This window comes from Paenibacillus sp. VTT E-133280, assembly GCF_002264385.1.
GTDB lineage: Bacteria > Bacillota > Bacilli > Paenibacillales > Paenibacillaceae > Paenibacillus_AQ > Paenibacillus_AQ nitricinens.
On sequence record NZ_NFUX01000025.1, the window covers coordinates 62470 to 79665 of the forward strand.

A 17196-nucleotide genomic window follows, 5' to 3' on the forward strand; every position below is an offset into this window, starting at 1 on the left:
ATGAATCGCTTCTTTGCGTTTATGCTCTACTGTGGATTTCTCCTCGACATCGTCCCCGATCTCCGCTGCTGCTGACCGCATTTTTCGTACGTTTATCCTCAGAATGGAACTTTTATGGGTGAATATCCAAAGTTTGTGAAACCAATGACCTACTTTATTCGTTTAAACTAATATGACAGTCCTGAATGAAGACAGGAGGAAGTAAATATGCAAACGCTGTATTTAGGCTGCTTGGCGCTAGGCGTCATATTTGCCATAGTCAGCGTCCTGGTGGGTGATGTGATCGGAGATGCTTTGCATGGAGTCTTTGATTTCGTATCCGTAGATTTTCTGAATCCCACCGTACTGGCAGGAGGAATAACCGTGTTCGGCGGAGCGGGCATTCTTCTAACCCGGTACAGCGCTCTGGAAGCTGGGGCGATCATTGCTTTGTCTTTGTTAGCCGCCGCTTTTTTGGGAGTACTTATGTATCTAGGGGTGGTTAAGCCCATGGAAAAAAGCGAAATGTCCAATGGTTTCTCAATGAGTGATCTGCCTGGCAAGATCGGGGAAATCACAATTCCTGTTCCCGCCACGGGTTATGGTGAGATTATGGTAAAGTTTGGCGCCGGCAATAGCCTGCATACGGCAGCAAGCTTTGATCATGAGCTGCTTCCGGCAGGGATCAAAGTTGTTGTAGTGGAGGTTAGAGAAGGCGTTGCATTGGTGTCAGAATTCGAAAAGAGAAGAGGAGTGGATCTTTAATGTTCGGTATTCCTGAGTATTTGTTAGTCCCTGCTGTTGTCGTTGCTGTTTTGTTTGTGCTAGGTATCGCATTCTGGGCACGTTACAAAACTGTTGGACCAGATGAAGGGATGATCGTAACAGGTTCGTTTTTAGGTAAAAATCACATTTCTGACGATGGATCTGGACGTAAGATTAAAATTGTTCGTGGGGGCGGGGCCTTTATCCTCCCTATCTTTCAGAAGGCTGAATTTATGTCGCTTCTTTCTCATAAACTCGATGTGATGACCCCGGAAGTATATACCGAACAAGGGGTTCCGGTTATTGCTGACGGTGTAGCGATTATTAAAGTGGGCAGCTCGACTGAAGATGTGGCGACAGCTGCTGAGCAATTCATGGGCAAACCGATCGAAGCACTGAAAAGTGAGGCGCAAGAAGTTCTTGAGGGTCATCTGCGGGCCATTCTCGGTTCAATGACCGTTGAGGAAGTATATCGTAACCGCGACCGTTTTGCGCAAGAGGTTCAAGGCGTGGCGGCACGTGATCTTAAGAAAATGGGTCTGCAAATTGTTTCGTTTACCATCAAGGATGTGCGAGATAAACATGGATATCTTGATGCATTGGGTAAACCGCGAATCGCTGCGGTGAAGCGTGATGCAGAGATCGCTGAAGCAGAAGCAGTGCGGGATGCGAGAATTCAAAAGGCAAATGCTGAAGAGCAAGGGCAAAAAGCAGAACTGCTGCGGGATACGAATATCGCCGAAGCCTCTAAGGAAAACCAGCTTAAGGTGGCTGCGTTTAAACGGGATCAGGACACGGCGAAAGCGGAAGCCGATCAGGCTTACCATATTCAAGAGGCACGTGCGAAGCAGACCGTTGTTGAAGAGCAAATGAAGGTTGAGCTGGTACGTAAGGAACGTGAAATCGATCTACAGGCTAAAGAAATTCAAGTTCGTGAGAAGCAGTACGATGCTGAAGTGAAGAAAAAAGCGGAAGCGGATCGTTACGCAGTAGAGCAAGCAGCAGAAGCCGATAAGGCGAAGAGAATGCGCGAAGCGGATGCCTTGCAATACAGTATCGAGACGCAAGCTAAGGCTACAGCGGAGCAGAAGCGCCTTGAAGGTCAAGCGATGGCGGATGCAGAGCTGGCTAAAGGTACAGCGGATGCTGAAGTTATCCGGTTGCGTGGTCTAGCGGAAGCGGAAGCGAAAGAGAAGCTGGCGGAAGCGTTCCAGAAGTTCGGGGAAGCCGCTGTGCTGGATATTATCGTCAAAATGCTGCCAGATTTGGCTGGACAAATTGCGAAGCCGCTGGCATCCATTGATAAGCTTACTGTTGTAGATACCGGTAATGGTGAAGGTGCAGCACGTGTCAGCAATTATGTAACACAGTTGATGTCTACGGCTCCTGAGATGCTGAAGAGTGTCTCTGGAATTGACGTAGAGGCCATGATCAAAGGGCTGACGACTAGATCCTCAGGGTCAACTGGAAGCAAGGCTGTTCCAGTCGCAACGGCAGCTTCCCTGCCAACTCCAGCAGCATCTATTGCACCGAGCAAAGCTTCAACTTCTGTGGCTGAGCAACCTGAAGAATAGTTAAAGCAATAACTACTAGAATGATTTAACTTAAGGTAAGCTCGGTGATTGCTACCGGGCTTACTCTAGGTTTCTAGGACTTAGCTATAGAATGGGAGAGGTGCGCGAGCGTGCAACTAATTTTAGACCATATCCATAAAAGCTTCGATGGTAAACAGGTGATTAAAGATGCAGATTTCACCTTTGAAAGAGGGAAGATCTATGGGCTACTCGGACGGAATGGAGCAGGTAAAACCACACTTTTCAATTGCCTAAGTGGTGAGATTCCAATGGATAGCGGGGCTGCCTTTATTGGTGAGAAGGATAGTACCCGTCCGCTTCGTGACGAGGACATCGGATATGTATTTTCCCTACCCATTTTGCCTGAGTTTCTGACAGGTTATGAGTTCGTTAAGTTTTATATGGACATTAACCGTGAGAAGATCGATCCGGATAAAAGCATTGAAGATTATTTTTCCATTATTAAGTTTGAGGAAGAAGATCGACACCGGCTGATTAAGGGTTATTCCCACGGGATGAAGAATAAAATCCAAATGCTCTGCTTTATCATTACTCGCCCGCCTTTGATTTTGCTAGATGAGCCCTTAACTTCTTTTGATGTGGTTGTGGCTCTTGAGATCAAGAAATTGCTGCGTGAGATGAAGCAGGATCACATCATTATTTTTTCTACGCATATTTTACAATTAGCCGCCGATTTATGTGACGAGTTGGTTATTCTAAATCATGGAACCCTTCAAGAAATTCCGCGTGAGACTCTGCAAAGTCCAGAATTTGAGGAGCAAATTATAGCTTTACTTCAGGATGGCAACAATGATTAGTACACTTCGCAGCATTCAGAGGATTAGAGGTTCGTCCGGAGCCAATCGGCTGATTTACTATTTCAAGATGCTACCTGTTCTTGGCAAACTTTTAAATGGGGATATTTATTCTAACATTGCACTAAAACAACTCTTCGCTGGGATAGTACTTGCATTGAAGGTGGTGTGGGGGTTTTTAGGCAAGTTTGCCTATTTGGGAATTGTGATCTATTTGCCAATTGTCCTCACACACAAAGAATTGCCGCTCGCCGAACAGTATGCTTTGTTCTTACATATTTTTATAATTCTTAGCTTTATTGTGGCTGCGGTTTCGAATGTGTTTATATTAGAGCCCAAACGGGATAAATATATATGTGTGAAGCTGATGAGAATTCAGGCTAAACAGTATATGCATGCTACACTTTTGCTTAAAGGGCTAACGTTCTTTTTATATTTTATTCCGGCATTAACCGTGTTTGCGGGCATTTTTGGGGCCCCGTTGTGGCATGGCGTATGGCTTGCACTACTGTTAACGGCTTGGAGAATAGTCACCGAGGCGCTGAATCTTTGGTTTTTTGACAAAAAAGGAATTGTGTTAGTTAAAAAGATGAGCTGGGTATGGTCGGTGATTGGACTAGGTGCTCTATTTGCCTATATGCCCCTTTATCTAGGATATGCTTTCGTAAATGATGCGACAGGATTTAGTATCCCAGTGAGTCTTGTGATCGTTGTACTTGGAGGAATTGCAGCTGTGTATATTGGAAAATATCCTAACTACCGCAGCGCTGTAGACGTCGTTACCAAGATAGATGATCCACTGCTGGATATGAACCGGATGATGAAAGAAGCAAGGGTAGCAGATGTTCAGACCAAGGAGAAGGACTTTTCGTTGGAAGAACTTAAGGGGAAAGCTTTTCAAGGAAAAAAAGGTTACGCCTACCTGAATGCTATTTTTTTCTCCAGACATAAACGCTTGTTAATTCAACCCATCCAGAGACGCTTAATTATCATTGGTGTGCTCTTTATAGCGGCTGTTCTAATCATACTCATTTCGCCGGAGACTTCGTCTAAGTATACGACCTATCTGCTTGGTGGACTTCCCTTTTTTGTATTTATTATGAACTATACCTCTATAGGTGAGCGAGTGTGCAAAGCGATGTTTTATAATTGCGATCAAAGCTTATTACGCTATGGATTTTATCGTGAACAAGCTGCGATTCTGGACAACTTCAAGATTCGTCTTATTAAATTGAGTGGCTTTAACCTTATTCCTGCTTTGGCTATATGTTTAGCATGTACTCTGCTGTTTCTATTCTCGGGTGAGGATTGGGGGTTGAGGGATGCGTTGATTTTTTGGGTGACGATTCTGTGTCTTTCCTTGTTCTTCTCCGTGCATCACTTGTTCATGTATTATATTTTTCAACCATACAGCACGGAGCTCAATATGAAGAATCCATTCTTTTTTATCGTCAATAGCGTTGTATTAGGACTAAGCGTGGCATCTATCGGATTCCCAAAAGGATCGTCAATTTTTACACTAGTTGTTCTTGTGGGAACGATTGCTTATATGGTTATTGCCCTCACATTGGTATATAAGTTCTCCAGCAGAACTTTCCGGGTAAAATAGAACGCGGGTATCCTTCTAATATCGGAATGTTGATGATATGATGGTAACGAGAGTTTTTTAATCGTACCGTTTCATGTTGCGTTTGCTGCTTGGAAGTCAGGTGTTTAGAGATAAAAGAGGTGGCAATAATGAGTAGCATAACTGTAGCAAAGGTGTTAAATAACAACGTTATCATTGCGGACCATCCCCAATATTCCGAGGTTGTAGTGATTGGCAAAGGGATAGGGTTTAATCGAAAATTGCATGATCGGATTAACCTATCCGCTGTGGAGAAGATGTTTATTCTGCGCAGCCAGGAAGAACAGGAACAATATAAACAGCTTCTTCCCCAAGTGGATGAGAAGTTGATTGAGATTGTACATGAAATTTTGTTATATATTATGCAAAGCAGTAGTCAACCACTTAATGAGCATGTTCATATTGCACTCACTGATCATATCTCATTTGCTATTCGGCGTTATGAACAACATATCCCAATTCACAATCCATTTCTGTATGAGACTAAAGAGATTTATCCTGAAGAGTACAAGATGGCAGAGTATGCGATTGAGCGGATTAATGAAGGTATGGATGTGGAATTGCCTGTAGATGAGGTAGGCTTTGTGGCACTTCATATCGTTAGTGCGTTGAGCAACAGACAAATTTCTGAGGTTAGACAACATTCTCTTTTGATTGGGGATTTGATCGGAATCGTAGAGAATAACCTTGAATATCGAATTCCACGTGATTCACTTGATTATTCACGATTGGTGACTCATTTACGTTTTGTTCTAGAAAGACTGCGCCGTGGAGAATCGGTAAGGGAGACTTCAACGCTGGATAGTCTTATGAAACGAGAATATCCTGAAATGTATTCCTTGGCTTGGCAATTAACTAAGATTATCGAGAATCGAGTGCATATTCCTGTGTATCCAGCTGAGGTCAGCTATTTGACCGTTCACCTGCAACGTCTTGCCCAGAAGAAAGAAGACGAATTGGGTATGGAGACGAATGGTAAGCCGTAAAAAAAGCTTGTCACTTCAAAAAAACGGTGCTACAATATCGGTGTCCTAATTAAAACAGAATACCAAGCGTGTAACTGATTCGATCAGGCATGAGTGATTTACAGTATTTTGGTTGCTAGTCCCCATCTTGGGGTAATCTAACCTTAGCGTTAGATAACAACCTTTATACTGTGTTGCTCATGCCTTTTTTGGCATCTGTTTTACTGAAAAGTGAATAATGAAAGGAAGTGACTTGATGTTTAAAAAGATGTTTGGCGTTTTACAAAGAGTTGGTAAAGCGCTAATGCTTCCAGTTGCCATACTGCCAGCAGCTGGTTTGCTGCTTGGAATAGGAAACATGCTGGTAAACCCCGATTTTCTACAGTACGTTCCGGCACTGGAGAATGATGTCGTTCAGGCGATAGCTAACGTATTGATGAACTCAGGGCAAATTGTATTTGATAATCTATCCTTACTATTTGCCGTGGGTGTTGCGATTGGTTTAGCCGGAGGTGAAGGTGTTGCTGGTCTAGCCGCAATTATCGGTTTCCTCGTAATGAATGTTACGATGGGTACTGTAATTGGCGTCAATGATTATGTCCTGAGCCAAGGCGATTTTTCTTATGCTAGCGTCTTAGGTATTCCAACACTGCAGACAGGGGTGTTTGGTGGTATACTCGTCGGTATATTGGCATCGTCCATGTACAAACGATTCTTCAAAATTGAGCTTCCATCCTATTTGGGCTTCTTCGCAGGTAAACGTTTCGTTCCAATCATGACTGCGGTTACGTCTTTGCTTCTCGGTCTGGCATTGACCTTAGTTTGGCCGCCAATTCAGCACGGTCTGAACTTTGTATCACAAAGTATGATTGATACGAATAAAACGCTCGCAGCGTTTATCTTCGGAACCATCGAACGCTCGCTGATTCCTTTTGGTCTGCATCACATCTTCTATTCTCCATTCTGGTATGAATTTGGTACCTACGTAGATAAAGCTGGAGAATTGGTACGTGGTGACCAACGGATCTTCATGCAGCAGCTTCGTGATGGCGTTGAATTCACAGCAGGAACATTTACAACAGGTAAGTATCCTTTCATGATGTTCGGTCTTCCAGCAGCTGCTTTGGCCATCTATCATGAAGCTAAACCTCATAATAAAAAAATCGTCGGAAGTTTGATGATTTCCGCAGCATTGACTTCGTTCTTGACAGGGATTACTGAACCACTCGAATTCTCATTCCTGTTCGTAGCTCCATTGCTGTTCGCAGTACATGCTGTGTTTGCAGGTCTGTCCTTTATGACCATGCATATCCTTAATGTTAAGATTGGTATGACCTTCTCTGGAGGTTTTATCGATTACGTACTCTTTGGTATCATTCCGAACCGTACGGCTTGGTGGCTCGTAATTCCAGTAGGTCTTGCTCTTGCATTGATTTACTATTTCGGGTTCCGCTTTGTTATTCGCAAGTTCAATCTGATGACACCGGGGCGTGAAGAAGATACGGATGAAGCTGATGATACAGATGCAGAATCAGTTTCTAAAACTGGTGATGATCTGCCTCGAAACATTTTATCTGCGTTGGGTGGTAAAGAGAACATCGCTCATCTGGATGCTTGTATTACCCGCCTTCGTGTGGAAGTTAAAGATAAATCAGGTGTGGATAAGAATCGTCTGAAGAAGCTTGGTGCATCAGGTGTGCTTGAGGTGGGTAATAATGTCCAAGCGATCTTCGGTACACGTTCCGATACAATAAAATCGCAGATTCAAGATGTAATTAATGGGAAGACACCTGCAGCAACGCCGGTAACGGCTGCACCTAAGCCTGAAGAAGAACAGCAGGCGGGTGAAACTGGTGAAGCGATTATCAAAGAAGATATCGTCTCTCCGGTAAATGGTGAATTAGTGGATATCACTGAGGTTCCAGACGCAGTGTTCTCCCAAAAAATGACGGGTGACGGTTTTGCTTTCCTATCTGATGATGGAAAGATTGCTTCACCGGTTTACGGTAAAGTGTTTAATGTGTTCCCGAGCAAGCATGCGATCGGCATTATGTCCGATGGGGGTAAGGAAGTGCTCGTTCATATAGGGGTTAATACAGTTAAGCTTAAAGGTCAAGGCTTTACTGTTCTAGTTGAAGAGGGCGACCTTGTAGCTGCTGGACAGCCGATCATGGAAGTGGATTTAGAATATGTAAAAGCACATGCACCTTCAGTAATGTCTCCTGTTATTTTCTCCAATTTGCCAGAAGGCTCTTCCGTAACCTTGAAGAAGCCAGGTAAGGTATCTATTGGCGATAAGGATATTATTACCATTCAGTAAAAGTGCAAGGGTGGAAGCTTCCTTTAAACATTAAAGGGAGCGAAGCCTTCACTATAAATTAAAAAATACTCTATTAAAAGAAAGCGAGTTGGATAATATTATGCAAACAACATTCAGAATTATCGATGAAGATGGAATTCACGCACGTCCGGCAACTGCCTTGGTAAATACAGCTACGAAATTCAAAGGTACAGAAGCTTATGCAGAAGCAAAAGGCAAAAAAGTTACATTGAAATCTATCCTTGGCGTATTGTCATTGGGTCTGGAAGCTGGAGACACGTTGTCTCTGATTACTGAAGGCAGCGAAGAAGCTGAAGCTCTGAGCGCACTTTCTGATGTAATGATTAAAGAAGGGCTAGGGGAAATCCATGAATAAAATTTCAGGAATCGCGGCTTCAGCAGGGATTGCAGTAGCCCGTGCTTTTATCCTGAAACATCCGGATTATACAATTACAAAGACTAGTATCAGTGATCCTGAAGCAGAAGTCGCCAAGTTGAATGACGCACTTGCTAAATCAAGTGCTGAACTGCAAACCATTAAAGAGCGTACTTTAGCAGAACTAGGAGAGAAGAAAGCAGAGATTTTTGCATCCCATCTGCTGATTCTTGAGGACCCTGAGCTGATTAATCCCGTAATTGATAAAATTCGTCAGGAATCGGTTAACGCGGACTATGCACTAAACGAAGTAGCTACACAATTCATTGAAATGTTCGAAAACATGAAGAGTGCTTACTTACAAGAACGTGCAGCTGACATGCGTGATGTGACCAAGCGCCTGCTGAACCATTTGCTGGGTATTCATTATGTTAGTCCTGCAGAAATCAATGAAGAGGTTATTGTTATCGCTGAGGATTTAACACCTTCTGACACAGCACAGCTAAATCGCAAGTATGTTAAAGGCTTCACAACAAACATTGGTGGACGTACGTCCCACTCAGCGATTATGGCACGCTCCTTGGAAATTCCAGCAGTTGTTGGAACTAAGAATGTCATGACAGAAGTGAATTCTGGGGATCTAGTGATTGTCGATGGTCTGAACGGAGACGTTCTTATTAATCCTAGTGAAGCAGAAGTGGCAGCGTACGTTCGCAAGCAGGAAGCTTACGACTTGCAAATTGCAGAGTGGAAGAAACTTCGTGATAAACCAACGATTTCTGCAGACGGTAAGCACGTGGAGTTGGCAGCTAATATCGGTACACCAAACGATGTCAATGGTGTAATTGAGAATGGTGGCGAAGGTGTAGGCTTGTATCGTACTGAGTTTCTATACATGGGCCGCGATAAGTTGCCTTCTGAGGAAATTCAATATAACGCCTATCGTACTGTGCTTGAGAATATGAAAGGCAAACCGGTAGTTGTACGTACACTTGATATCGGTGGCGACAAAGAACTTCCGTATCTGGATCTACCAAAGGAAATGAATCCTTTCTTAGGATTCCGCGCAATTCGTCTTTGTCTGGATCGTCAGGATATTTTCCGTACGCAACTGCGTGCTTTACTGAGAGCAAGTGTTCATGGGGATCTTCGCATTATGTTCCCTATGATCGCAACACTTGGTGAATTCCGTGCAGCCCGTGATCTTCTGCTTGAAGAGAAAGCGAAGCTTCGTGAAGAAGGCAAGGAAGTGTCTGACAACATTCAGCTCGGCATTATGGTTGAGATTCCTTCCACTGCTGTATTGGCTGACCAGTTTGCAAAGGAAGTTGATTTCTTCAGTATTGGTACGAATGACCTTATTCAATATACAATGGCTGCTGACCGTATGAATGAACGGGTGTCTTACCTGTATCAGCCATACAATCCGGCCATCCTGCGTCTGGTCAAAAATGTAATTGATGCAGCGCATGCAGAAGGTAAATGGACTGGAATGTGCGGTGAGATGGCTGGGGACGCAACAGCGATTCCACTCTTACTAGGTCTTGGCCTTGATGAATTCAGTATGAGTGCAACGTCAATTCTGCCAGCACGTAGTCAAATTTCTAAATTGTCGGCTGCCGACATGAAGGAACTGGCTGCAAAAGCACTGCAACTTGGCACTGCTGAAGAAGTAGCTGCACTTGTTCAAAGCATCACTAACTAACTATTTCCATATGCATTACTCCGTTAAACGTTTTATAACGTTCCAACTACTATTACCGACTTCCGATGTTTGGAAGTCGGTTTTTTTGTGTTTAAATCAATAATTTTATTTCTTGTGTTGGCTTATGTTCATGGGAGAGCGTTATACTCAATTTAGAATAACTAAATTCACTTTTTATTTGCTTTATTGTACAGATGTCTATGCCGATAGTAATAGTGATGAGTATAAAGTCGGTAAGGAACCCAAACCTGTAAATATGTCTTACATATAATAGTATGAATCCATAGAAAGTTTATACTCCTTTATCGACTTGCAGAGCTGTGCAAGTATTAATATGATCTAAATTGGAAATATTTGGACTTATAAGCATCCCTATAAGTTAGGCAGGGAGCCATAGGATGGTGTTAACTCATGAGTAAAAATGTTATAAATACAGAATTAATGTTTGAGGTCTATGAAGGTAAAGACCTGGGCTTAACGTACTCGATGGAGTACAGTGTATTTAAAGTCTGGGCACCTACTGCTTTTGCTGTATCTCTAGTTTTGTACGAAACAGATGGAAATCAACGTAACATTGGATTTGATCTGAGCTCTGCAGATAGTGGGCGTATTATATATATGCAGCGTCAGAACGGCGGAGTCTGGCAGACTAAGTTATCAGGTGATTTAAAAGGGAAATATTATATGTACCGTGCTGTATTTGCTGATGGAAGTGTGACGGAAGCAGTAGATCCCTATGCAACAGCCGTATCGGCAAATGGTTTAAGAACAGCAATCGTTGATTTACGTAGGACCCATCCTGAGCATTGGGAGAAGGATGTTGCTCCTCCATTGCAGCATCCTGCAGACGCGGTTATTTATGAGCTGCATGTGCGTGACTTCTCCTCACATGAGAGCTCTGGCATGTACAATAAGGGTAAATTTAAAGCATTTACAGAATTTGGATTAAAAGATTCGGAAGGAAATGCAATAGGTATGGATCATCTGGTCGAATTGGGTATCACCCATGTACATCTGATGCCTGTGTTTGATTTTCAGACTGTAGATGAGCTGAGTGTAATGAAGCGTGGTTCATCCATTGAACATAACGACTACAATTGGGGCTATGATCCTCAGCATTATAACGTACCGGAAGGATCGTATAGCACTGATCCTACCAATCCAGGGCTACGAATTCGGGAATTTAAAGAAATGGTTCAGGCACTGCATAGTCGTGGGATTTCAGTGATTATGGATGTGGTTTACAACCATACGTACGCTGTGGAGAAGGGCCCCTTTGAGCCGCTTGTACCAGATTACTTCTATCGCCGTGACTACTTGGGACGTTTATCTAATGGCTCGGGCGTGGGTAATGAGCTGGCTACAGAGCGTCCGATGGTACGCAAATATATTAAGGATTCTTTGTCCTACTGGGCTACGGAGTATCATATTGATGGCTTCAGATTTGATCTTATGGGTCTGATGGATAGTGTGACCATGCGTGAAATAACGGAAGAGCTTAGACTTGAGGTAAATCCTAATCTGCTGTTATATGGCGAACCTTGGACAGGAGGGGATTCTCCACTGGCAACAAAGACGCTAAAAGGTGTGCAGCGGGGAAAAGGATATGCTGTCTTCAACGATAACTTCCGTTCGGCGATCAAAGGTGATAGTGATGGATGGGGACGGGGCTTCATTACAGGGGAATACGGCAAAGAAGGGGCTGTTGCAGCCGGAATCAAAGGAGCCATCCACGAATTTACAGACTCTCCTGTGGAATCGGTGAACTATGTAACGGCCCATGATAATTTGAATTTATGGGATAAGGTGCTTACCGTACAAGGGGGATTTCAGGATGCTGCTTCACGGGCTAATCCTTACGTAAATGTAGATCTGGAGAATATTCTCAGCAATGAGACCGTGCGCCGATCCCTGCTTGCAAATGGAATCATCCTGACCTCGCAAGGGATTCCATTCCTGCATGCCGGTGATGAACTCCTGCGCAGTAAATTTGGAGATCATAATAGCTATCGTAGCGGTGATACGATTAACGCGATCCGCTGGAATATGAAGAGTGTGTTTAATCCTGTATTTCAATATTATAAAGGCTTGATCGAACTGCGGCGTACACATCCGGCATTTCGTCTGCATGGTAGGCAGGAAATTGAGCGTTCGCTGGAATTTATGCGCTGTGATGGGGGGATCGTGTCGTACCTGCTTAGAAATCATGCAGGAGGCGATCTCTGGAACAATATAACAGTCATTTTTAATGCCAATAATGATCGAGTAAAGCTATCTCTTCCTGAAGCTAATAACGGTTGGAATGTGGTAGTGGATCATACCCGAGCAGGGACAGAAGCATTCCGAAGAATTACAGGTAGCGAGGTGGAAATTGAAGGCTTGTCGATGATGGTGCTCTATGATGAATGTGGTGAGCCAGCCCCGAGATCTAAAATTATCGAAGTACACTATGAACGGCCAGATGGGAAATATCAAGGCTGGAATCTTTGGGTTTGGGATACAGGAATTCAGGATGGACAATGCGACTTTCGGTATATGGAGGATGGGCGTGCAGTTGCACGCATTGAGGTGTTGCCAGATACCAATTCTATCGGGTATATATTACGTCTTAATGACTGGGAAGAGAAAGATGGCGATGGCGATCGCTTTATTGATTGTTCCACGGATGACGAGCTGATCAAGGTGATGGTTATAGATCGTGATCAGGAGAATGATGGGATCTCAGATGATCATCTGCAGTTAACCAGTTAAAAGAATAAAAAAGAGCTGCTTCAGGGTTTTGACCCCTGGAACAGCTCTTTTTGTTGTTCTTATGGTTTTCCGATGGTTTGGTTGGCTAAACCTACATCCAATAGATCGTAGTAGAGATTAGCTTCATTCCCACCATGGTCTTTAGAAAGGTACATCGCTAGATCTGCGGCACGCAGAAGTTCATTAATGCTGCTTCCATTTTCAGGAAATAGGGCTACGCCAATACTTGCGGAGGTGTGGAAGCTAGATCCATTGTCAATAGACCAAGATTTGTTGAATAACTTAAGCAACCGCTGAAGCATTTCATCTAACATTTCTGGAGAGGTAAATCGGTGCAGTACCACCGCGAATTCATCACCGCCAATCCGGAACGCCTGGCCTACACCTTTAACCGTTTGCAAAAGCTCTCGAGAGAGCAGTTGGAGAAATTCGTCACCTGCCAGATGTCCTAAGGTATCGTTTAACTGCTTGAATCTGTCGCAATCCAGCAATGCGAGTGCAATATTCTTTCTCCGTTCCTCGGGTTGGTTGATGAGATTCTCCATGTACATTTTGAAATGAGCACGGTTGGGAATTGCGGTTAAATGATCATAGAAGGCTAGCTTATGTAATCGTTCTTCGTACTGCTTCCGTTGTGTAATTTCACGGGACACTAACATAAATTGTGCTGGGAAATTATTGCTTCCCCGAACAGGCGACACCTTCGTTTCTAGCCATACCCATTGCCCTTCAGCGCCACGCATTCGTAGCTCTGAGATACGAGGGGTTCCTTGAACGATACTCTTTAGTTTGGCCCAAGCGATTTCCGGTTCACGAATATAGTTGGATAGTGGGTCACCCTTTTTAGGAACATAGCCGAGAATACTTGAATGTGAAGGGGAGCTATACAATATCAACCCGTTAGGATCAGTCAAGATAATAAAGTCAGACATGGTTTCACCGATTAGCTGATAGAGTGTTTGTTCCTCCAGCATTTCATTTTTGAGCCAAATGATTTTGCGACCCAGATAAATAATAACTAGAAGCAGAATAAAGAAGACCAATGAGTATAGCGCAAAGAGTGCACTCTTTTTATCTTGGAACCCATCTGCTACTTGTAAGGCGTAGGTGTCTACCAGGTCTTCTGATTGATCAAGATGAGTTCTAACTTCATTTAACTGCATGTTCAGATTTACAGCATGATATGAAGCAGGGTCCCATCCGATTTGCATCCGTTCAGCTATCAATTTACTCCCTGTATTCTTCCATAGGACTAGGGATGTTTCAAAGGCATGGAGCTCATTCTCTAATTCAGTAAGTATATTGGCCTGCTTCAAATCACTGTAGGGTTTGTTGATGGATCTGATGTCTGAACTTGCTAGGCCTACCCGTTCTTGTGCTTGTTGATTATTGTCCTTAAATTCCTGAATGAACTGATCACGTTCAGCGTCAGTGAGGTTCGAGCTCATGGAGGAGTGGAGAGCGATTGCGGCTTGATACAGATCACGATCAGCGCTCAGTATGAGCTCAGAGTTCTCAAATACATCTTCATATAAAGAATCTGACATTCTGTTAATGGTGTGATTTAGATAGAGTAAAGAAGCTACACTAATCCCAACCAGTAGAATGGAGATCGCAGCGAAAATAAAGATTAGTTTGCGTGTTACTTTGATATCGAAAAATCCAGCCACGGTCATTCTCTCCCCGCATAAGATGTTTAACAAATCTTATTGCTGCTAACTATAACCTGCGGAACATCCATTTGTGGCAGGTGTATTTTATTTTCAGGCAAAGATGTTGAGAGTGACTATGTGAAAAAGAGGTGTTGTAACATAATGGGAAATGTGGCATGGGAAAGATAAATTGTGTGTGGACCGCAGTTTGTAGTACAACAAGTATATAGGACGTCCTACTTATAGAGCAATCGCTTCCTCAAATAAATATCGATAATAATAAAATTAATGATTACGGTATGAGCCTATTGCCTTATCTATATTCAAATCCATAAATCCTATTACCCACCGTCTTCGTAAATGATACCTAGCTCAGCCTCAAAAATATGCGTTCTGTTATGCTAAAAAGCTGCCCAGTCATATTAATGACTGGGCAGCTGACTTGAAGTAACTATTCGTTACGTAGTGCATGAATGGGGCGAAGCCGTGCGGCTTTGTTCGCAGGCATCATTCCGAAAATTACGCCGATAAGCAAGGAGAAAACAAAAGAGATCAGTACCATATCCCAGGCAATGGATACGGTAAGTGAAGTATACTTTCCTAGGAGCCAACTACCTGCGACTCCAATACCAACACCGATCACCCCACCCAATCCGCTAAGCACAATGGATTCGATCATGAATTGAGCGAGAATATCGAACTTTTTGGCGCCGATTGCTTTGCGGATACCAATTTCTCTTGTTCTTTCATTGACGGATACGATCATAATATTCATGATGCCGATCCCCCCAACAAATAGTGAAATGCCGGCAATTCCCGCAAGTGCCATTGAAAGCGTAGCTGTCGTAGAATTTACAGTTTCCAGCATCTCTTGAGAGTCAAATACACTAAAAGCATTATCCGCATAATTAAATTTAGCATCCAGTGTACTCTCTAGTTTATCTTTTACCGTGGCTACAGTGTCTGCTGAAGTCGTCGCAATTGTGATAGAACGTACGCCTTTGCTTTTTAACTGACGTTCTGCAGTAGCTATAGGGATTAATAAGATATCATCGTTGGAACCACTTAGACTAGAGCCTTTGGCTTCCAACAGGCCGACGATTTTATAGCTGATCCCGTTTAGCTGTACCTTTTGGCCTATAGGATCATCTGTGCCGAATAAATCCTCAGCCGTACCTGTGCCTATCAGCGCAACCTTCTGCCGGTACTCTGTATCTATATCAAGCAGGAAACGTCCTGACTGTACATGGAAATCCTTAACGTCCTCATAAGAAGGTGTAATGCCTTCAACAGTAACGCTAACATTCTCAGTATTATGCTTGGCTGTAACGTTGCCACTGATTACAGGAGCTACATTTTCTATCCCCTCTATATCTCCTAGTGCTAAGGCTTCTTCATAGGTGAGGGAGGTGGTAGCCCCGCGGCCAGTGATGTTTACCGTCAGCTGATTTGTTCCGAGTCCATTAAGCTGCTCCGTAATCTGAGAAGTAGTTCCCTGCCCCACAGAAACGAGAATGATAACGGATGATACACCAATAATAATACCCAGCATCGTTAAAAAAGCTCTTACTTTACTGCTGTAAATACTTTTTAGAGCCATCCGCATACTTTGAAATAATTTCACCTCGCATTCCTCCGATCTTCTACGAGGTTGCCATCCTGAATACGAATGATCCGCTTCGCTTGCTTTGCAATTTCGAGGTCATGTGTGATTAGGATGATTGTATGACCTTGCTCATTTAATTCTCGAATCATCTGCATGACCTCTTGTCCAGTTCGCGTATCAAGCGCCCCGGTAGGTTCATCTGCAAGTAGAATCGGGGGAGATCCAGCCATGGCTCGCGCAATCGCAACACGCTGTTGCTGTCCTCCAGAAAGCTCAGAAGGTCGGTGATGCATTCTTTCCTCCAAGCCTACTTTAAGGAGTGCCTGTTGCGCCGTTTCTCTACGTTCTCGATGTGAGAGGCCGCGGTATATTAGAGGAAGCTCTACATTCTCGACAGCAGACAATTTGGGGAGAAGATTGAAATTTTGAAAGATAAAGCCGATCTTCTCATTTCGGATAATAGCCAGCTTGTTGTCGGATAATTTGCGAACCTCTTGCCCGTCCAGAAGGTAACTTCCCTCATCTGATATATCGAGGCATCCAAGCATGTTCATGAGTGTTGATTTACCAGAACCGGAAGGACCTATAATCGCTACGAACTCTCCGAAGTCGATTGTAAAGGAAAGATTTTTCAGGACTGTCATAGTTTCTCCGGCCATATTATAGCCATGGGTCATGTTCTGGACTTGGATCAGTGGTGCTGAAGCACTCATCTGCTGCCACCTCCACCACCACCAGCTGGTGCTCCGCCCATGCCACCAGCACCACCTCCACTGAAGCCGCCACCACCGCTAAAGCCTCCGCCGCCGAAACCGGCGCCACCCATACCGCCTTGCATTTGCATCTCAGTACTAGTTGTACCCGTTTTGGTAGAGATTACTGTAGGAATGATCACTTTGTCTCCTTCATTAAGTCCGCTGACAATTTCAATGCTGCTCTCATCATGAATGCCCACTTCGACAGAAACCATTCGCTGATTACTATTTCCGCGGTTTCTTGTGCCAGCTGCTCCACTAGCCATAGCACTGCTGCCGCGAGCATCAGGCGCTCCGCTAGGCATT

Annotated in this window: 12 protein-coding genes and 1 pseudogene; 9 read left to right on the forward strand and 4 right to left on the reverse strand. The window is 43.8% G+C overall.

Annotated features, from left to right (window positions below):
• Window positions 1-207 precede the first annotated feature (207 nt).
• The 9 genes from CA600_RS13245 (at window position 208) to pulA (ending at window position 12877) form a co-directional block, all read left to right on the forward strand.
• Complete coding sequence (locus tag CA600_RS13245; RefSeq protein ID WP_042186148.1) at window positions 208-744, forward strand: hypothetical protein; 537 nt, start codon at window positions 208-210, stop codon at window positions 742-744.
• Window positions 744-2318 (forward strand): flotillin family protein, encoded by a 1575-nt coding sequence (locus CA600_RS13250; protein ID WP_179281611.1) that lies wholly within the window; start codon window positions 744-746, stop codon window positions 2316-2318. Before CA600_RS13245 ends, CA600_RS13250 begins: the two co-directional genes overlap by 1 nt.
• A gap of 110 nt (window positions 2319-2428) precedes the next feature.
• Window positions 2429-3136 (forward strand): ABC transporter ATP-binding protein, encoded by a 708-nt coding sequence (locus CA600_RS13255; protein ID WP_094870604.1) that lies wholly within the window; start codon window positions 2429-2431, stop codon window positions 3134-3136.
• Window positions 3129-4742 carry a hypothetical protein gene (locus CA600_RS13260; protein ID WP_094870605.1) on the forward strand — a complete coding sequence of 538 codons (1614 nt, stop codon included), beginning with the start codon at window positions 3129-3131 and terminating at the stop codon, window positions 4740-4742. Before CA600_RS13255 ends, CA600_RS13260 begins: the two co-directional genes overlap by 8 nt.
• Before the next feature lie 128 nt (window positions 4743-4870).
• The gene (glcT, locus tag CA600_RS13265; RefSeq protein WP_094870606.1) at window positions 4871-5746 is read left to right on the forward strand and encodes a glucose PTS transporter transcription antiterminator GlcT; all 876 of its coding nucleotides are present in this window, start codon (window positions 4871-4873) and stop codon (window positions 5744-5746) included.
• A 235-nt stretch (window positions 5747-5981) separates the two neighbouring features.
• The gene (ptsG, locus tag CA600_RS13270) at window positions 5982-8045 is read left to right on the forward strand and encodes a glucose-specific PTS transporter subunit IIBC (protein ID WP_094870607.1); all 2064 of its coding nucleotides are present in this window, start codon (window positions 5982-5984) and stop codon (window positions 8043-8045) included.
• Window positions 8046-8145: 100 nt separating this feature from the next.
• Window positions 8146-8421 carry an HPr family phosphocarrier protein gene (locus tag CA600_RS13275; protein ID WP_042131974.1) on the forward strand — a complete coding sequence of 92 codons (276 nt, stop codon included), beginning with the start codon at window positions 8146-8148 and terminating at the stop codon, window positions 8419-8421.
• Complete coding sequence (ptsP, locus tag CA600_RS13280) at window positions 8414-10126, forward strand: phosphoenolpyruvate--protein phosphotransferase (protein ID WP_094870608.1); 1713 nt, start codon at window positions 8414-8416, stop codon at window positions 10124-10126. The genes CA600_RS13275 and ptsP overlap by 8 nt, the downstream gene beginning before the upstream one ends.
• A 411-nt stretch (window positions 10127-10537) precedes the next feature.
• The gene (gene pulA / locus CA600_RS13285; RefSeq protein ID WP_094870609.1) at window positions 10538-12877 is read left to right on the forward strand and encodes a type I pullulanase; all 2340 of its coding nucleotides are present in this window, start codon (window positions 10538-10540) and stop codon (window positions 12875-12877) included.
• Window positions 12878-12936: 59 nt separating this feature from the next.
• On the opposite strand, the gene CA600_RS13290 is transcribed toward pulA, so the two are convergent.
• The 4 genes and pseudogenes from CA600_RS13290 to CA600_RS31230 all read right to left on the reverse strand — a co-directional run.
• Window positions 12937-14547 (reverse strand): diguanylate cyclase domain-containing protein, encoded by a 1611-nt coding sequence (locus CA600_RS13290; protein ID WP_179281612.1) that lies wholly within the window; start codon window positions 14545-14547, stop codon window positions 12937-12939.
• Window positions 14548-14980: 433 nt separating this feature from the next.
• Complete coding sequence (locus CA600_RS13295; RefSeq protein WP_094870611.1) at window positions 14981-16153, reverse strand: ABC transporter permease; 1173 nt, start codon at window positions 16151-16153, stop codon at window positions 14981-14983.
• Window positions 16150-16848 (reverse strand): ABC transporter ATP-binding protein, encoded by a 699-nt coding sequence (locus CA600_RS13300; protein WP_094870612.1) that lies wholly within the window; start codon window positions 16846-16848, stop codon window positions 16150-16152. The genes CA600_RS13295 and CA600_RS13300 overlap by 4 nt, the downstream gene beginning before the upstream one ends.
• Window positions 16845-17196, reverse strand: a pseudogene (locus CA600_RS31230) (hypothetical protein); the annotation flags it as partial. The gene CA600_RS13300 and the pseudogene CA600_RS31230, both read right to left, overlap by 4 nt.